Source organism: Botrimarina colliarenosi (genome assembly GCF_007859955.1).
GTDB classification, from domain to species: domain Bacteria; phylum Planctomycetota; class Planctomycetia; order Pirellulales; family Lacipirellulaceae; genus Botrimarina; species Botrimarina colliarenosi.
Window position 1 is genome coordinate 307,997 of sequence record NZ_SJPR01000003.1, and the last position, 17,968, is coordinate 325,964.

Genomic DNA, 17,968 nt, shown 5'->3' on the forward strand with positions numbered 1-17,968 from the left:
CGCCGCTTCACCTCTTCTTCTGTTCACGTTTTTATTGCCGGAGTTTCTGTGCGCTCGATCTGTCTCTCGCTGTTCGCCATTTGTCTCGTTGCGCTTCTCGGCGCAAGGGCGGCGGCGTGTTCGGTCTGCGACGCCCTCGCGGCGCCGGCTTGTGGGTTGACGGGCAGCATCTGCATGGCGAGCGATGAGCCCCGCGAACCCTTCGCGCGGTTCACCCTCGCGGGAAGCCAGTGGCCCCAGCCGAGCGGCGACGGGACGCCGGTGACGATCACCTACAGCTACAACAACTTCCTCGACGGCGGCCTCAAGGACCCGATGGGGGTGAGCGTCTCGGCCGACTACCTCCGGCTGGTGACCGAGGAGGCGTTTGGGTTGTGGGCGGCGGTGGCGCCGCTCAACTTCTTGGAAGTCCCCGATGTCGGCACGCCGGTCTTTACGGCCAACACCACCGCTTACAACGCCTACCCGGCGGACAGCTTCGGCCAGGTGCGGCTCAACCACCGCTTCATCAACGGCACCGACGCCCAGAACGGCATGCCGACCACCAAGGCGCTCGCCTACTTCCCCGGCAACGGCGGCAACATCGCGGGCGACATTCACTTCGACAACGGCGATCCGTGGGCCGTCGTCGGCACACCGAGCGAGCCCGACGTGCTCGGGATCCTCACCCACGAGATCGGCCACACGCTCGGCATCAACCACTCGGCGATCGACGGCGCCGTGATGTTCCCCGCGGCCCTACGTCGCGTGGGCCCGGGAACGGGACTGCTGACGGACGACGACATCGCCGCGGTGCAATCGATCTACGGCGCGGGCGTGGGGAGTGTGACGCCGCTGTCGGCCGTCCCCGAGCCGGCGGCGCTTTTAGCGGCCACCATTGCGCTCGCAGGATGGTTGCCGGCCCGACGCCGTCGCGGGTAGGTTGCGGTGTCGGCGGGGCGATGCGTTCCGCGGCGCTTGCCCCCGTTGTGGACGCGTTATGATGCCGCTCCGTTTGTTTTGCCTCGTCGCATTTCTGCTTGCCGCCCCGATTGCTAGCGCCAAGCCGCGAACCACCACCGGCACGCCGCTCGACACTTACTGTGCAACGTCCGACCCGGCGTTTGCTTGGAAAGTCGTCGATCGGATCGCCGGGCCGACGCATAACGGGCTGATTGTCGACCTCACGTCGCAGACATGGCGTTCGGCCGACGAGGTCGATCGTACGGTCTGGAAGCACTGGCTGACGATCGTTGTCCCGAAGGGGGCGACCGCCGACACGGCGCTGCTGTTCATCTCGGGTGGCTCGAGCGACGACGACCAGCCCGCCGTCGTCGAGGATCGCCTGCTACAAATCGCGGTGGCGACCCAGACTGTGGTGGCCGAACTGCGGACCGTGCCGAATCAGCCGCTGCGGATCCTCGCGAGCGACGACCCGCAGCGAGAACGCTACGAGGACGACCTGCTCGCCGCCAGCTGGATGCGATTCATGGCGACGAAGGACCCGACTTGGCTCGCCCAATTGCCGATGGCCAAGTCGGCGGTCGCGGCAATGACGGCGGTGCAGGAGGCGCTCGCCGCCGAGGAAGGCGCGCCAAAGATCGATAGGTTCACTGTCGCCGGCGGTTCGAAACGGGGTTGGACCACTTGGCTCGCCGCAGCGGTAGACGACCGCGTCGCGGCCATAGCGCCAATCGTGATCGACGTGCTTAACATCGAGCCTTCGATGCGTCACCACCACGCGTCGTACGGCTTTTGGTCCGAGGCGCTCGCCGACTACGAGAGCCAGGGACTCGCCGACCGGCTCGCCGCACCCGAGAGTGTCGCGATTCGCTCGATCGTCGATCCGTACGCCTACCGCGCCCGGCTGACGCTCCCCAAGTGCCTAATCAACGCCTCGGGGGACGAGTTCTTCCTGCCCGACTCGTCGCGTTACTACTTCGACGACCTCGTTGGCGAGAAGCACCTGTCGTACGTCCCCAACGCGAGCCATTCGCTGAAGGGGACCGACGCTCTCGAGACGCTGGTGGCGTTCCACGCCGCGATCGCCCACCACCTGCCGCGGCCGACGCTCACCTGGCGCTCGGCCTACGACTCGCCGGAGCACACGGTCGAGTGCTCCGCCAAACCGACCGAAGCGGTCCTCTGGCGGGCGGTGAATCCGAAGGCCCGCGACTTCCGCAAGGCGGTTGTTGGCGATCTCTACAAGCCGACGCCGCTCGAGCCCGACGCCGACGGCGTGTACCGCATCCCAATCGAGGCGCCCGAGACCGGTTTCTCGGCGACGTTCGCCCGCTTTGCGTTCGACATCGGGGCGGCGCGGCCGTTCCGGGTGTCGACGCCGGTGTGGGTGGCGCCGGACGTCGAACCGTTTGCGAAGAAGAGTATCCGCAGAGACGCGGAGGGCGCGGAGGAATCGCCATGAGGAAACTGCTTCTGTGGGAGGCGTCTCCGACGCCGATAACGCGCACCACTCCCTAGTCGGCAAGAGGCCGTAATCGGCGTCGGAGACGCCTCCCACAAAATCTTCTCCTCCGCACCTTCTCTGCGCCCTCCGAGTCTCCGCGGTGATTCCCTCATAAACACCCCAGAATCCGCTCGGCGGCCTAGTGGCGTCCTCGATACGGAAAGGGGTAGGATGAAGCTCTGTACAGCGACGGCCCCTAAGCCCTCCCGTCGTTCCTCAGTGGTTCAAACCCTTCGCGTCCGCCGCGTCTCTGCGGTAAAAAAGTCTTCGTGAACGACCCCCATACGAAAGCCCTCAGCGAGGTCCTCGAGCGCTACTGGGGCTACGACGACTTCCGCCCGCTGCAGCGCGAGGCGATGACCGCTGTCATCGACGGCCGTGACTCGGTTGTGGTGCTCCCCACCGGCGGCGGCAAAAGCCTTTGCTTCCAGGCGCCCGCCGTGGCGATGGGGGGGATGGCGCTGGTCGTCTCGCCGCTGATCGCCCTGATGAAGGATCAGGTCGACACGCTCCGCAACTGCGGCGTGCCGGCGGCGTACCTCAACAGCACCCTGTCGGCCGAAGAACGCCGTGAGGTGCTCGACGGCGTCAAAGACGGCTCGCTCAAGTTGCTGTACGTCGCCCCCGAGCGGCTGCTGCTCGACGGCACGCTGACGCTGCTCGCCAACGCCAACGTGTCGCTCGCGGCGATCGACGAGGCGCACTGCATCAGCAGCTGGGGCCACGATTTCCGCCCCGAGTACCGGGGGCTCGCGCGGCTCAAGGAAGTGCTGCCCGACATCGGCATCCACGCCTACACGGCCACCGCGACCGAGGCGGTGCGCGAGGACATCGCCAAGCAGCTCGGCCTGCGGAATCCCGAGTTCCTCGTCGGGTCGTTCGACCGACCGAACCTGACGTACCGGGTGCTGCCCGCCGCGGGCAAGTTGGGCCGTATCGCCGAGGTCGCCAAGCGGCACGCCGGCGAGTCGGGCATCGTCTATTGCATCAGCCGCAAGGAGGTCGAGAAGACGGCCGCCGCGCTGGTAGGCCTCGGCGTGAAAGCGGCCCCGTACCACGCGGGCCTCGCCGACGACAAACGCCGGCGTACGCAAGAAGACTTCCTCAACGACCGCGTCGAGGTGATCGTGGCGACGGTCGCCTTCGGCATGGGGATCGACAAGCCCGATGTGCGGTTCGTTGTCCATGCCGGGATGCCCAAGTCGCTCGAAGCGTACCAGCAGGAAGCGGGCCGCGCGGGCCGCGACGGTTTGCCTGCCGAGTGCCTGCTGCTGTTTAGCCGCGGCGACGCGATGACGTGGAAACGGATCATCGAATCGCCGAACGACGAGAGCTCGCCCGAATCGATCGCCGCCGCGCTCCGAGCCCTCGACGGGGTGAGCGGCTACGCCGGCGGCGTCACCTGTCGCCACGCGGCGTTGGTGGAGCACTTCGGCCAGGCTCTCGGCAGCGACGACTGCGGCGCGTGCGACGTCTGTCTCAGCGAGCTCGACCTCGTCGACGAGCCGCTGGTGCTCGCCCAAAAAATCATCTCATGCGTCGCGCGGCTCGAACAGCGTTTCGGCGCCGACTACACGTGCAAGGTGCTCGCCGGCTCCTCCGAAGAGCGGATCATCGCCAGCGGCCACGACCGCCTCAGCACCTACGGCCTGCTAAAAGACTGCCGCACGAGCGACATCCGCGGCTGGGTCGAGCAGCTCGTCGCCCAAGGCTTCCTCGTGAAGGCGGGCGAGTACGGCGTGCTACACCTAACGCCGAAGGGTTTGGCGCTGCTGAAGGGGGAAGGCAATCCTCGGCTGTTGAAGACGGCGCCCAAGTCGGGCAAGTCGTCGGCCGGGGGGGGCAGCCGTCGCGACGCCGAGAGCTGGGAGGGGGTCGACCGCACGTTGTTCGAGACGCTGCGGGGTCTCCGTTCGCAGATCGCCGGCGAGCTCAGCGTGCCGGCCTACGTCGTCTTCGGCGACGCGAGCCTGCGTGACATGGCCCGACGCCGCCCCTCGACGCTCGAAGCCTTCGGCCACACCCACGGTGTCGGCCAGAAGAAGCTCCGCGAGTACGGCGAGGCGTTCCTCAACGCGATCACCGGCTACTGCAGCGAGAACGGCGTCGCGATGGACCTCGACGCCGAACCCGCCGGGGCCCCGACGCGACGCGCGCCCGCGCGAGCGGCGGTTCCGAACGGCTCGTCCCTGGCGGCGTTCCCGTTGTTTCGCGAGGGGGCTTCGATCGACGAGGCGGCGAAGCAGCTCGGCCGCGCCCGCTCGACGACGGTCGGTTACCTGAGCGATTTCCTCAAAGAGGACGTGGTCACCGACCCCACGCCGTGGGTCGAGAGGCCGCTGGCGTTACGGATCGAGGGCGCCATCGAAGAGGTCGGCCTCGGCGGCCTCAAGCCGATCCACGAACAGCTCGGCGGCGAGGTCGACTACGACTCGATCCGCATCGTGGCGACGTGTGTGGCGAATCGCGAACGGGTGTAAGCCAATCGCGTTGAAAACGGAACCGCGACCGTAAGGGAGCGACCAATCATGCCGGCTGAATCGAGCGATTATCCGCTGGCGTATTTGATCACCTTCCGCACCTACGGATCGTGGCTTCATGGTGATGACAGAGGAAGCGTTGACCGTGCCAACAACCAGCCCGGCAGCAAATTATCGCCTCCCGATACGCAGCGGCGTGAAGCGATGTTGCAGAGGATGCACTCTCCAGAATTCTCTTTGTCGACTGACCAACGTCGATGCGTCGACAAATCGGTCCGAGAAGTATGCGACTACCGTGGCTGGGAACTCTACGCTTTGAATATCCGAACGAATCATGTCCATGCAGTTGTTGCGTCGTCCGCAACGCCTGAGAAAGTAATGAACGACTTCAAGGCAAGGGCGACACGTCGGCTGCGTGAATTGAGTCTTGTCCCAACTGACGTGACCATTTGGTCTCGTCACGGTAGTACTCGCTACTTATGGAACGCGATAAGCGTCGAAGAAGCTTGTCGGTACGTTATTGACGGGCAGGGGACGGGATTGGATGGATAGCGGACTGGTCGCTCCCTAACGGTCGCGGTTCAGCTGCGATCGCATAATTGGAACGGCGTTTCGCTTCTATTCTATCAGCTTCTATTTCCCGCCGCCGACGATCCGCAGGTTCTTATCGTGCTCGATTGTCATCGTGTAGCTGACCGTCGTCTCGCCGGCGGCGGGGGCTTTGACGTCCCAGCGGAGCAGGCCGTCGTCTTCGCCGGCGTCCTCGGCCTCCGGGTCGGATTCGACGAGCGTCACCTTGATCGCGTCGCCGTCGGACTTGGGGAGACGGTCGAGCACACGGACTTCTGTCTCCGCGTCGCCGAAGTTCTCGATGGTCAGGACGTAATCGAAGCGGGCGATGCGGTTGCCCCCTTGGACGCGGTCCGACTTGTCGGCTAGCTCGCGGCTGGCGCGCAGGGACTCGTCGATGCCGAGGCCGACGGTGAACGACTCGCCGATCGCCGCTTGGGGGATCTCTCCACGGCCGACAAAGCGGTCGCCGAGGAACGTCGCCGACGGGCCGGCGAGCAGCACGTGCTTTGTGGCGTTGGTGAGCTTGGCTTCTTGGTAGACGTAGCTCGTGAGGACCGGCGTTGCGATACGATAGAACTCGGCCTCCAGCGGCAGGGCGGCGACCTGGATCAGCTGCTGGTCGCTGCGGCTGGGGAGGGAGGTCTTGTTCGGCAGGCGATAGACGACGCTGAGACCTTCGCTCGTCGAAGCGCCGTCGGTGGTGGCTAGTCCTCCTTCGATGTCGCCCGCCTGCAGGTCGAGCAGCTGGACCGCACACGCCAAACTGTTGAGGGTCTTGTCAGTTGCATCGACGTTGGGCCCCGAGTTCGCGTAGATGGCGCCGAAACCGCCGCCTCCTGCACCTCGTTTCAATTTAGTACTTTTATCTTCAGCGGCGGCATCGACTGAGCTCAGAGCCGACCAGTACGATCTATCCAAAGCGAAGTTGCCTCGGTTGGTGGCGAGGGCTCGTTGTTGTTGGCTGAGCTCGGACTTGGACCGGCCGGGGCTCTCTTGTTGAACCATCGCGGCGGCGAGGCGCACGGTGAGCGGGTCGAGCTTCGGCGGGGTCGCCACCAACGACGGCGTTGCGGTCGAGAGGGTCATCTCCACGTCGGTCCAGTCCTCGCCGCTCATTTGCGTGACCGACGCGTTGTACTCGAGCGTGACGCCGCTGCGGTCTTCCTTCGCGCGGACGTTGTACGATGGTGACCAGTTGGCGCCGCCCACGAGGTACATCAACCGTACCGAAGCGGCGCCCGCCTCCTTGTTGAGGAAGACAACCGCTTCGCGTGTCGTCTTGTCGTCGCCGCCGGTGAGCGTGGCGAGCTCCCGTTGGGCGAGTTGCTGTTCGGCGGCGAGCGATTCGTCCTGCGTCATCGCCTCGAGCTCTCGCTCCATCGTCGCTTCGCGCTGCGTGAAGACGAGGTTGGTCAGCTCACGCAGCGCCTCGGCGTCGAGCACGCCGGTGTGGAGGTCCTCGCGCGCCTTGCCGGCGGTGAACGTCTCGAGCTGATTCAGATAGTTCAGCCGCTGGGTGAGCATGGCGCGCTCGCGCTGCAGGGCGAGGCGTTGCCGGCCGAGTTCGGCGATCCGCTCCTGGAGCTTCTGCACCTCCTCCCGGGGCGCCGAGCTGACGGGGCGGTTGCGGGTGCGGACCGAGCGGACCTCGACGCCCTCGCCCGGTTCGGCGTAGAGGCTGCCGGCCAGCAGCTGTTCGGGGAGGTCGGTGACGACCACCTCGACGAGACCCGCCGTGGCGGGGAGCTCGAGGTCGCGGGTGACGAGGGCTTGGCCCTGGAACACCGTGACGGCGGTCAGCTTGCCCGCCAGGGTGAGGGGCTCAGCGGCGGCCGTCGTCGCCATCGCCAAGGCCAGGAGAACCAACGGGAGGGGCCGCGCCATAGGAGAACCAGTGGGGAAAGGGAGAAGGGGGGGATTCGGTCGCCCAGGGGGCCGGCCCACGGATAGTGCGTCGCGGCAACCCGAAGGGTTCAGCAAAAAGTCGCCCCGCTTGTCACCAGCGAGCCAGATTTGTCAGCGAGCCGGGAGGCGTCAGCCCCCGGAGGAAGCGGGTACCAGGGACCCTCCGAGGGCTAGCGGCCACGGCTCAGACCAACCGACGGTTCGGGTGTTTTCGTGGGGCCGCTTGCTAGCGGGACGCCAAACGGGAGAATGGATTGGCTCCAGACCCCGACGCAGGAGCTCCCACGTGATGCCCGCCGAGATGCCCCCTTCTGGCCGCCTCCCCGCCACACTCGCCGACAAGATCGCGGCCGAGGGCCTCACGTTCGACGACGTGCTCGTCGAGCCCCGCTACAGCGGCATTATGCCGTCGGAGGTCGACGTTTCGACGCGGCTCACGAAGCGGATCCCGCTCGGGGCGCCGCTCCTGAGCTCGCCGATGGACACGGTCACCGAGCACCGGATGGCCATCGGCCTCGCCCAGGTGGGCGGCCTCGGGGTGATCCACAAGAACCTGTCGATCGAAGCCCAGGCGGCCGAGGTCGAGAAGGTCAAACGCTCGGCCAACGGCATCATCACCGGGCCGGTGACGCTGCCACCCGAGTCGCCCGTCGCGGCGGCCCGCATCGCGATGACCGAGTCCAATGTTTCTGGCGTGCCGATCACCGATGCTAGCGGCAAGCTCGTCGGCATCCTGACGCGTCGCGATCTGCGGTTTCTCGGCCGAGATGACCTGCCGATCGGCGAGGTCATGACCAAAGACAACCTGGTCACGGCGACGGGGACTGTAACGCTTGCGGAAGCTGAAACGATTCTGATGGAGAAAAAGGTCGAGAAGCTTCTGCTGGTTGACGAAAACTACAAACTGACCGGTCTCATCACGATCAAAGACGTGGACATGATGCGGCGCTTCCCGCAGGCGTCACGCGACGAGCGTGGCAGGCTGCGTGCTGGCGCCGCGGTCGGCGTCCACGACTACGAGCGCGCCGGGGCGTTGATCGCCAAGGAAGTCGATTTCTTGGTGGTGGACAGCGCCCACGGCCACTCGAAGAACGTGATCGAGACCGTCAAGGAACTGAAGAGGCGTTGGGACATCGATGTCGTCGCGGGCAACGTGGCGACAGCCGAGGGGACACGGGATCTGATCGAAGCGGGCGCCGACGCCGTGAAGGTGGGCATCGGGCCGGGTTCGATCTGCACGACGCGTGTCATCTCGGGGATCGGTGTCCCGCAGATTACGGCGATCGCCGCGGCTGCCGAGGCGGCCGCGGGGACCGGCGTCACGATCATCGCGGACGGAGGCATCCGCTACTCGGGGGACATCACCAAAGCGATCGCCGCGGGGGCAGACCTTGTGATGATCGGCGGCCTGCTTGCGGGCCTGGATGAGAGCCCCGGCGAGCGGATCCTCTACCAAGGCCGCACCTACAAGACCTACCGCGGGATGGGTTCGCTCGGCGCCATGGTGAAGGGCTCCAGCGAACGCTACCGCCAAAGCGGAACGGACAATTCGGCAGGCAAGCTCGTCCCCGAGGGGGTCGAGGGGCGTGTTCCCTACAAGGGAGAGTTGCACCCCTTCGTTTACCAACTCGTCGGCGGCTTGCGCGCCGGCATGGGATACTGCGGAACTAAGACTATTCAAGAGCTGCGCACGGAAGCGCGGTTCATCCGGGTCAGCCCGGCCACGGTAAGGGAGAACCACCCTCATGACATCGCCATCACGCAAGAGGCGCCCAACTACACCACCGAGCACCTCGGGGGGGAGTCCTCGTGACGCCCGTCGGGCGCTGGCGGGCCACGCCGCCGCGGCGTATCGCTCGGTCGATCGGGCGACGCGCGGCGCCACCGCGAGCGAGCCGCTCTGGCTCCCCGCTGGTTGGCTCGCCGTGGTGCTGATGCTCACCGCCGCCGCGCCGAGTTTCGGGGCGCCGGCGACCGCCGGGGATGGGTGGCGTGCCCGGGGGACCACGGCCCGTTCGGTCCGCGTCGCCAAGCCGACGCCGCCCGCTATCCGCCAGGTCGCCTACGAAGACGACATCGCCGGCCCCTCGCTGCGGACCGCCGGACGTATGCCGCACCACTCTTTCTATGACGGCGAGTACCGCGTCGCCCAGCAGAACGCCGATGACGCGTTCGGCGACTCGTTGAAGGAATCGTTCGAGCGTCCCTTCGGCGTCGAGGAGACCGGCCGCCCCGCGGATGGCGGTCGCTTCGACCCCGCCGCCGACGAGGCCGACCGCCTCTTCGACGACATGCCGGCGGAAGAGCCCGCTCCCGCCGAGCCGGAGCCCGCATACGAAGAGCCGGTGTTCGATGAGCCTGCTTACGAGTCGGATGAAGCGACCCAGCGTCGCGCGGGTTCGCTGTTCGACGACGAGCCTCGCACCACGGCCGAAGAGATTGGCGCCGGCGTCCCCGCGAACGCGGAGCCGGACGCGACGACGCGCAACGAGGGGACCGGCCGTTTCTCTCAAGACCGTGGCGAAGCGATGCAGAGCTGCTCCGAGGGGCTGGCCGAGCTCAAGGCGAGCCGTCTCGCTTCGATCGACCTCTCGATCCGTGTCACCGGCTCGGAAGGGGAAGACTTCCCCTACGTATGCAGCCTGGATGACGGCTCGGTCTTCGCCCCGCGGCAGTGGTGCGACGTGACCTACATGTGGAAGGCCTCGGGCCTGTGCCACAAGCCGCTCTACTTCGAGGACGTCCACCTCGAACGCTACGGCCACTCTTGGGGCCCGTTCGTTCAGCCGCTGGTGTCGGGCGCCCACTTCTTCGGGTCGATCCCGGTGCTGCCGTACAAGATGGGCCTCCAGGCGCCCAACGAGTGCGTCTACACGCTCGGCTACTACCGCCCCGGCGATTGTGCCCCCTACCTGCTCGACCCGATCCCGTTCACGTGGCGGGCGGCCTTGTTCCAGGCGGGCGCCACGGTCGGCGTCGCGGCGATCTTGCCGTGAGGCTAGAGACGCGAGGCGAGAAGGCGTAGTTTTGGGCAGTGGGGGTCGCAAGCAGGGCCCCCGCCCCCGAAGCCCCCAGCCCGCACCGCACCGTTGCACGTCCGCCCGATCGAGTTCGGTTCTCCCGAATACGCCGCCGCCTGCGATCTCCGCCGTCGTTTCTTGCGCGAGCCGCTAGGTCTCGACCTGACGCACCACGACGTCGAAGGCGAAGAATCGCAGCACCACTACGGGCTCTTTACCGAAGTTCCCGGCGACGCCGCGACGCTAATCGGTGGCCTGATCGGCAAGGCGGATGACGACAACGCCCCGCGCGCCGATACGGTTAGGATACGCCAAGTGGTCGTCGAGAAAGAGTGGCGCGCCCAGGGGGCGGGGCGAATCCTGCTGCTAGAGGCCGAACGCCGCCTCGCCCAGGTCGGCTACCGCCGCTTCGTGCTCTACGCACGCGAGGACGCCGCCGGATTCTATCTCCGCAACGGCTACCACCGCACCGGGAAGATGACGGTGCTTATTGGCCTGGATCACGAGTTGCTGGAGAAGCAGCTGTCGGTTGATCCGCCGGCCGCCACCGCGTGACGACCGCAGCCACCAAGCCGGCGGCGCAGAGGCATGCCCCGGAGATCCGTAGCCTCGCGGCGATCTGTCTCGGACGTTGTTGGGCCAATCGGAGCGGCCGCTTCGCGACTTCGAGTCGGCTACGCGACCGTTGCAACGCCGTCGGCTCCTCGGCGAGGGGGGGCTGGCCCTCTCTGGCGCGGCGGCGGTTCTCGGTAACGTACGCCACCAAAAGCTTCTCGAAGCGGTCCTGTTCGGTTTGAGCGATCTTGCGATCCGCTTGAGACCAGAACCACCCAGGTCGCAGCCAACTCTCGGCCAGATACGAAGCCGCCACGGCAAGGACACCGAGCGCTAGCAGGCCGAATGAAGCCGGTCGCCCGAGCGGATTCCGACGAGCGGCCCGAGGACGATTCGCATGATCCACCGGGGCTACAGGATCTCCCCTTCGACCAAGGGCTGGCCGTCGTCAATGCTGATCAGCCGTGAGTAGAGGTAGGCGTCGACGTCGTCGGAAAGGAAGTCGACGCTCCCGTCGCAGCGGGCCGCGTTAACGCCACCCGGGTGCAAGCTACGCGGCGCGGCGTAGCCGCTTGTGCCGGTTCCCTTACAGGGCATGCCCTCCGCCTCAGCGCCGTCCGCATCGGGGCAGTTGCGAATCCAGTCCCAGCCGACCGGGTTATCACTGGCTTGGTTGGGGGTGTTTACCGAGTCAGCATCGCTGCTCTGCAGCTTTGGTGTGTAGGCCTCATTGAAGCGCTTTGTCTGAGGGGTTGCGGCGGACGCCGGGCAAGCAAAAGTCTGTGTCGAGTTAGGATTGTTCGGGTCCTGGCGGTGCATGTCCGCCGCGAGAAGCGTTGCGCCCGCAAGCGACAGTGCCCAGGCGCCGCGGACGTCGCCTTCGTTCTCCAGCGTGCGGATCTCGGCGACCATCAGCGTGTTGTTCAGACCGTCAGAGATCTGAGCCAGACGCCGGGGTTCCTCTCCGAGGGCGCCGCGGAACCGTCGCAGGCACTCCATGTGGACGGGCGTAGCGAAGCCGGCCTGATTCGCCTTGGCGAAGCGTCGGCCGTTGTTCGAGGCCACCGTTCCGAAGCCTCCTCCCGCTGTCTGGAAGAAGCGGGAGGCGGCGTTGTCGCTCGGGCAGAGCAGCGACGTCACCGTCGTGGCCTGCGGGTCGATCTGGACGCCGGCGCTGTTGAGCTGTGCGTCGATGGGTAGATTCGGGTCGATCTGGTCGGCGAGCCCCTGTTCTTCCAAATAGGGCAGCGTAGGGATAATCCAACTCCGCATCGCGCCGGCGCCCTTCGCGGCGGAAGCCACCGTCGGGCTCGGCCTCAGTTCAAACCCGCTCTCTTCCAGCGGGGAGAAGTAGGGCAGTCCTCCGTAGGACGACTCGAAGTTGAGCATCGCCAACGCGGTCTGCTTGACGGCGTTCTTGCAAGCGGTGCGCCGCGCCGCCTCGCGGGCGGCTTGCACGGCAGGGAGCAGCAGCGCCACGAGGATGCCAATGATGGCGATGACGACAAGCAGTTCCACCAAAGTGAAGCCGGTACGCACGCGACCACGCGCGGTTGGAGCAGGCGGCAGGGCCATAGAAAACTCGGGGCCTCAAGGGAAGTTTCGACAAATCAACGGGCTGGATCACCAATCCTTTACGGGAAACACCTCGTGCCCCAGGAGTCAGAATCCGCCCGTCACCGTTAGCTCTTCCGCCTGTCCGTAGCGCTTGGTGAAGTCGTTCCGCTCAGACGCCGGCGCGACACTTGTCGCAAAATGTGCAACGTTGGTCGCAAGAGACTGCAGTCGCGAAGGACTTATCTCTGTCGCATGCCGCAAGGGACTGCCGCCCCCATCGACTGCTTCACGACCAAATCACATTCATGACGAAATCACACAAGCAAGGTGAGCTTACTGGCCCAGCTAGGCAATCTGAACTTTATCGAGCGCAGGATTTTCTCGCCACAGCGAAGATGATCGTAGCAATGTCGGGAATTCTTGTTAGTCAATCGCCGCGACGGGGACAATCAGTTGACTTATGGTAGTCCCGTAGCTTAGTTTCGACCGCGGTTGGGAAGAGGCAAGACGCGACGCACGATTTTGTACGTCGCATGCAGCAGGCGAAGAAGCGGTTCCGTTCCGAAGCACCTGCGAGTGTTCGTGTCCTGTTGGCAGGAGACGAGCTCTTATTGATACGCCCCCCTGTCTGGAGCCCTCCATGCTTCAAGCGTTTGTCATTGCCCATCGGGGCGTCGTGCGCGCCGGCCTCACGGCTGTGGTTGCTCACTTCGCTCTTTTCGCTGGATCAGTTGTCGCGCAGACAACGATCTACACCGACGCCTTCGAGAATGAAGAGACCTTGCTCGTCAGTGGGGCGACAAGCTCCACCGGTTGGGTCTTTGATTTAGACGAGGCCAACCAGAGTGACGCCCGCTTCGGGTTCGATTACTCGTCGCTCAGCATTCCCGAGGCGCCCCGGTCGGCGCCCGGCGACGCGGCCCAGCGGGGCGTCGCGCTGCGGACAAACGTCGCGGCGGGCAACATCGACTCAGCGGGGATTTCGCTGGCGAATCCCGCGTTCTCAGGCCGCTACTTGGTCGAGGTCGACATGTGGCTCAACTGGTCACTCGACGAGTCCCAGGTCGGCACCACCGAACACGCCGGTTTGTTCGTCGGCAACGACACGGTCGACAACCCGGCCAGCCCCGATTTTCCGGTTCAGCGCGGCGCCGGAGCGATCTTTAGCAGCGACGGCGACTGTAGCAACTGCGATTTCATCCTCCTGAAGAACGAGGCGGAACTCGACACCTTCAGCGGACAGTACACGGTCACCGATTTCGGCTTCGGCAACCAGGACGGTTACGACAACACCGACATCAATGCCGATCCGATGAACGGCGATCTACTCGACCTGCCGGCGTTGTTTCCCTCGTTCTCGATCCCGTTGAACCCGAGCTTTACGCAGCCGGCTGGAGCGGTTGGTTTTCAGTGGATCACGCTCACGGCGGACGTCGATCCCAACGGTGGCACGGGCCCTGGGCCTGTGAAGGGAACAACAACGTTCACCGTCAAGAACGCCGCCAGCGGCGAGTCGTTTACGCTTGGGACGGTCGATAACAGCATCCTCGACGACCCTGACGACGGGCAAGATACGGGCGAATCGCCGGTCGATATGGAGGGGCAGGTCTCTTTGGTCCTCATCGACTTCTTCACCAGTGTCGCCCGCGACATCAACGAGGCGACCGTGGTGTTCGACAACCTGGTCGTCAGTCAGATCGAAGAGATCGGGCTCGACGGCGACTACAACGACGACGGCAAGGTCGACGCCGCCGACTACACGGTCTGGCGTGACGGCAATTCGCCCGACAACACGCCGGCAGGTTACGACCTCTGGGCGAATAACTACGGCGCGACGACCCCGCCACCGGCGGTCGCGGCGCCCGAGCCCGCCGGCCTCGCCATCGTGGTCGGGGCGTTAGCGGCCGGTTGGATCACGCCGCGACGTCGTCGCTAGCAGACACAACACCGCGCAGTATCGTGGAACCGATACAGAGCGGACCAGAGACAGGCGAGAAGAGGCACGAGGTAAGTACTCGCGAACCCTTCGAGCGTCACCGCTCGAGGGAGGCGTGGTTTGTTCATCTGGCGGGCGCGCGCGGCGTCGCTCACCAATTGACCCTTCACCCTGGATCGAGCTCATGAAGCGAATGAAGTATGCCGCCCTTCTGGCGGCGACGTGTACGGCGCTGCCCGCGGGCGCGCAAATCGTGTTTTCTGAAGACTTCGATGACGGCTTGGCGTCCACGCGTTGGAGCGCGCCGTTCTTTGACAGTGAGGACGGCGTCGCCGACGGCACGGTCGATTATGCCTTCGACTACGTCGCGCTCGGTCTCCCTCTGGCGCCGGGTGGCGGATCAGGTACGGGCGTCTTCTTTGAGGCGAACGTCATCGACAACACCGGCGATGAAGGCGTCTCGCTGGCAATCATTCCCCTCGCTCCGTCGCTGCCCAGCGGGTCTTTCCGCATGACGATGGACGCCTATCTCAACATCGAAACCGCCAACGGCGGGACGACCGAGTACGGCACGTTCGGCGTCCACGCCTTCCCGGCGAACGACCCTCTCGACCCGGGCCTGACGGACGACGCGCCATTACGCTTTGGGCTTAGCAACGGCAGTGGCGTGGCGTGGCAGATCGACGGCGACGCTGGTTCCTCGATCGATATTCTCCGGTACGAAGACGCCAACAACGGCGATATGGGCGCCCAGACGAGTCTCGGGGCGTTCGATGATCTTCCCTCGGGCGTGATCCCCGGTCTCCCGGCCAATGCGACCGGCTCCAACGCGATCGGGCCTGGCAACAACTGGGTTCAGATCGCCATTGAGCGGATCGGCAACAACCTGTCCTTCTCGATCAACGGCTACGTGATCGACTCGATTTTTGATGGGTCGGGCGCCTTCGACGGCGGCGGCATCATGCTCGGCTATAGCGACGCCTTCAATTCGGTCGCGTCGCCCGACTACCTCGTGGGTCCCGACCCGACGCCATTCGACAATACGGACGGTCCCTTCGGCGACGCCTTCCCGGGTCTGGCGCACTTCCTTGTGATCGACAACGTCGTGGTCGAAGCGGTCGTTCCCGAGCCGACCACGTTGGCCTTGGTCCTCCCGGTGATGGCCGGTCTGGCGATGCGTCGTCGGGCCTAAAGCGGATTGCTTTGCTGAGTGAGAATAAAGAAGCCGGCGGTGGGACCACGTCCCACCGCCGGCTTTCGTTGTTTCGTTGGTGTCCGTTTCGCTCAGAGCGCCCCGTCCATCCCGAGCCGCATCTTCAGTTCTTCGAACTGTTCCACGAACCGTTCGGTGGTGGAGTGGACGTGCTCCGCCTCGGTGATGAAGCGAAGCTCTTCGTCACAATCGACATGGTGATCGATGAGGATCCCCTCGTACGCCTTCAGGTCGGAGCCGTAGACGATCAGCAGCTTGTGCTCGTCGAGCTGAACCTCTTGCGGCATCCGCGGGTTGAGGACCGCGACGCCCGTGCAGCCGTCATTGAGCAGCAGGTCTTCGAAGTCCCAGAGGATCGACTGCAGGATCGGCATGTCGATGTGCTCGCGGTAGAGGTCGGTGTGACCCCCGCCCGCGGCGCCGTGGCTGGTTTCGAGGACGACATCGACCACCGGACCGAGCGGTTCGAGCAGCTCCATGAACGTGTCGATGAGCTGGTCCTTCGACGTCGCGGCCATCAGCACCGGCACGTCGCTACGCGATTCCTCGTCGCGGTACACGTCGTGACGAAAGCCCTGACGTGGCACGACCTCGAGCCCATAGCTGGGGCGGATCGCGTCGGTGAGTTCGAAGGCGCCGTAACGCGAGACCGCCAGATGGGCTTCGAGCTCGAACTCGGAGATCGTCTCGAACGAACTGGCCAAGGCGGTGGCGGCCCCGCCGTCACCGGGCAGTTCCTGCTCGTCGAAGACGTTGTTGAAGAAGCTCTTGAGGAAGCCCATGTGGGTCGCTCGGTCGTCGGGTGTTCTTGGCAGCGGGAAGGCGGCGAGCTGCGAGGCGTCGCCATCGAGCGCCGGTGACCCCGTCGGGGGCGATCCGAACCGGCATTCAACCGTAGGTCACGCCACGACGGCGTCGCATCGAGACGGGAGGACACCGTAGAAGCGCGAGATCGGGGCGCGGAACAATCGGCACGATCGCGCCCCGGCCGGGCCGGGTTACGGTTGCCCGGAAATCGCTGTTGCGTTGTCGCAACGCAACGGCCCCGTCCGGTCGCCGCAGAGCCACGGCGCTGGGCGTTGGAAGCGGGGGTGGCTACCCTCTGGTAGGGCGTCCCGTCGCCGCCACCGTCTCTAGCGCCACCTGCTCCCCGATTAATGCGGAATGAAGATCTACACCAAGACCGGCGATGAGGGAGAAACGGGCCTTTTCGGCGGCGGCCGCGTCAGGAAAGACGACCCGCGGATCGCTTCCTACGGGACGCTCGACGAGCTCAACGCCACGCTGGGGGTCGCCCGAGCCGAGATCGTCCGCTCGGCGGGCGTCGGCGACGGGTTTCGCAGCGCCCTCGATGATCTTCTCGGAGAGGTGCAAAACCACCTGTTCGACCTGGGCGCCGAGCTGGCGACGCCGCAGCCCGAGCAGAAAGGCCTGCAATTGATCAACCAGGGGCACGTCGAGCGGCTTGAGGCGGCGATCGACGACCATGAGAGCCAGCTCGAGCCGCTGAAACAGTTCATTTTGCCGGGCGGATCAGCCGCGGCGGCCCAGTTGCATGTGGCGCGTTGCGTTTGCCGGCGGGCGGAGCGGCGGATCGTCACCCTGGCGGCGACCGAGCCGGTCCGCGACCTGGCGGTGCGGTACGTTAATCGGCTGAGCGACTTGCTCTTCGTGCTGGCCCGGGCGGTGAACCGCGAAGCCGGTCTGGGCGATACGCCTTGGGAAAAAGCGGTCGATTAGGGCCTCCCCCGGGGGATGCTGTACCGGGGCGCCCCTTGTGCTACGATCGGGGCCGTCCGAGAGGTCTCACGGGCGACCCGGCCCCGAGGCCGTCGCCGCGATGCTCCGCAGGGGAACCGTAGGGGGAAAAGTCACGCCATGAAGAAAATTGAAGCGATCGTCCGCCACTACAAGCTCGAAGACGTCAAGAACGCCCTCACTGAGCAGGGGGTCTCTGGCATGACGATCACCGAGGTGCGTGGCTTTGGACGCCAAAAGGGCCACACGGAGATGTACCGCGGCACCGAGTACGCCGTCGATTTCGTCCCCAAGGTGAAGGTCGAGATCGTCGTCGACGACGACCGGGTTCAGGTCGCGGTTGACGCGATCCTCAAATCGGCCCACACCGGTCAGATCGGCGACGGCAAGGTGTTTGTCTCGAGCCTCGACACCGCGGTCCGCATCCGTACTGGCGAGACCGGCGGCGAAGCGCTCTAGCGATGGGCCCGCAGGCCGGTCCGCACGCCGCTTAGCTTCGATCGCCGCCTTCGCCGAGGGCCGCTC

Annotated in this window: 14 protein-coding genes; 11 read left to right on the forward strand and 3 right to left on the reverse strand. The window is 65.5% G+C overall.

All coding sequences use genetic code 11. The features are described from left to right. The first annotated feature begins 48 nt into the window (after positions 1-48). From Pla108_RS12940 to Pla108_RS12955, 4 genes are all read left to right on the forward strand, one after another. Positions 49-921 carry a matrixin family metalloprotease gene (locus Pla108_RS12940; RefSeq protein WP_146445372.1) on the forward strand — a complete coding sequence of 291 codons (873 nt, stop codon included), beginning with the start codon at positions 49-51 and terminating at the stop codon, positions 919-921. A gap of 61 nt (positions 922-982) precedes the next feature. After that, a complete protein-coding gene (locus Pla108_RS12945; protein ID WP_197526526.1) occupies positions 983-2,404 on the forward strand; it encodes a PhoPQ-activated pathogenicity-related family protein in 1,422 nt (473 codons plus the stop codon). A 311-nt stretch (positions 2,405-2,715) separates the two neighbouring features. After that, positions 2,716-4,926 (forward strand): DNA helicase RecQ, encoded by a 2,211-nt coding sequence (gene recQ / locus Pla108_RS12950; RefSeq protein ID WP_231934480.1) that lies wholly within the window; start codon positions 2,716-2,718, stop codon positions 4,924-4,926. 48 nt (positions 4,927-4,974) lie between these two features. Beyond that, positions 4,975-5,478: a transposase gene (locus tag Pla108_RS12955; RefSeq protein WP_197526527.1), complete on the forward strand. Its 504-nt coding sequence runs from the start codon at positions 4,975-4,977 to the stop codon at positions 5,476-5,478. A gap of 81 nt (positions 5,479-5,559) precedes the next feature. Here Pla108_RS12955 and Pla108_RS12960 read toward each other — a convergent pair whose 3' ends face one another. Beyond that, positions 5,560-7,383 carry a mucoidy inhibitor MuiA family protein gene (locus Pla108_RS12960; protein ID WP_146445374.1) on the reverse strand — a complete coding sequence of 608 codons (1,824 nt, stop codon included), beginning with the start codon at positions 7,381-7,383 and terminating at the stop codon, positions 5,560-5,562. 310 nt (positions 7,384-7,693) lie between these two features. Between Pla108_RS12960 and guaB the strand changes: the two genes are divergently transcribed. The 3 genes from guaB (at position 7,694) to Pla108_RS12975 (ending at position 10,979) form a co-directional block, all read left to right on the forward strand. Beyond that, the gene (gene guaB / locus Pla108_RS12965; RefSeq protein WP_231934482.1) at positions 7,694-9,217 is read left to right on the forward strand and encodes an IMP dehydrogenase; all 1,524 of its coding nucleotides are present in this window, start codon (positions 7,694-7,696) and stop codon (positions 9,215-9,217) included. After that, positions 9,150-10,400, forward strand: a complete 1,251-nt coding sequence (locus tag Pla108_RS12970; RefSeq protein ID WP_146445376.1) for a hypothetical protein — start codon at positions 9,150-9,152, stop codon at positions 10,398-10,400. Before guaB ends, Pla108_RS12970 begins: the two co-directional genes overlap by 68 nt. Positions 10,401-10,493: 93 nt before the next feature. Continuing rightward, positions 10,494-10,979 carry a GNAT family N-acetyltransferase gene (locus Pla108_RS12975; RefSeq protein ID WP_146445377.1) on the forward strand — a complete coding sequence of 162 codons (486 nt, stop codon included), beginning with the start codon at positions 10,494-10,496 and terminating at the stop codon, positions 10,977-10,979. Between the two features lie 411 nt (positions 10,980-11,390). On the opposite strand, the gene Pla108_RS12980 is transcribed toward Pla108_RS12975, so the two are convergent. Beyond that, on the reverse strand, positions 11,391-12,518 hold the full coding sequence (locus Pla108_RS12980) for a DUF1559 family PulG-like putative transporter (RefSeq protein WP_197526528.1): 1,128 nt from the start codon (positions 12,516-12,518) through the stop codon (positions 11,391-11,393). 658 nt (positions 12,519-13,176) lie between these two features. On the opposite strand from Pla108_RS12980, the gene Pla108_RS12985 reads away from it, so the two are divergent. Together Pla108_RS12985 and Pla108_RS12990 are read left to right on the forward strand one after the other, a co-directional pair. Then, positions 13,177-14,472, forward strand: a complete 1,296-nt coding sequence (locus Pla108_RS12985; protein ID WP_146445379.1) for a hypothetical protein — start codon at positions 13,177-13,179, stop codon at positions 14,470-14,472. 184 nt (positions 14,473-14,656) lie between these two features. Beyond that, positions 14,657-15,664 (forward strand): PEP-CTERM sorting domain-containing protein, encoded by a 1,008-nt coding sequence (locus tag Pla108_RS12990; protein ID WP_146445380.1) that lies wholly within the window; start codon positions 14,657-14,659, stop codon positions 15,662-15,664. A 92-nt stretch (positions 15,665-15,756) separates the two neighbouring features. Here the strand turns inward: Pla108_RS12990 and Pla108_RS12995 are convergent, their stop codons facing one another. Then, positions 15,757-16,467, reverse strand: coding sequence for a hypothetical protein (locus Pla108_RS12995; protein ID WP_146445381.1), 711 nt, complete (start codon positions 16,465-16,467; stop codon positions 15,757-15,759). A 382-nt stretch (positions 16,468-16,849) separates the two neighbouring features. On the opposite strand from Pla108_RS12995, the gene Pla108_RS13000 reads away from it, so the two are divergent. Continuing rightward, positions 16,850-17,425, forward strand: coding sequence for a cob(I)yrinic acid a,c-diamide adenosyltransferase (locus Pla108_RS13000; protein WP_146445382.1), 576 nt, complete (start codon positions 16,850-16,852; stop codon positions 17,423-17,425). A 138-nt stretch (positions 17,426-17,563) separates the two neighbouring features. Continuing rightward, positions 17,564-17,902, forward strand: coding sequence for a P-II family nitrogen regulator (locus tag Pla108_RS13005; protein ID WP_146445383.1), 339 nt, complete (start codon positions 17,564-17,566; stop codon positions 17,900-17,902). Positions 17,903-17,968 lie beyond the last annotated feature (66 nt).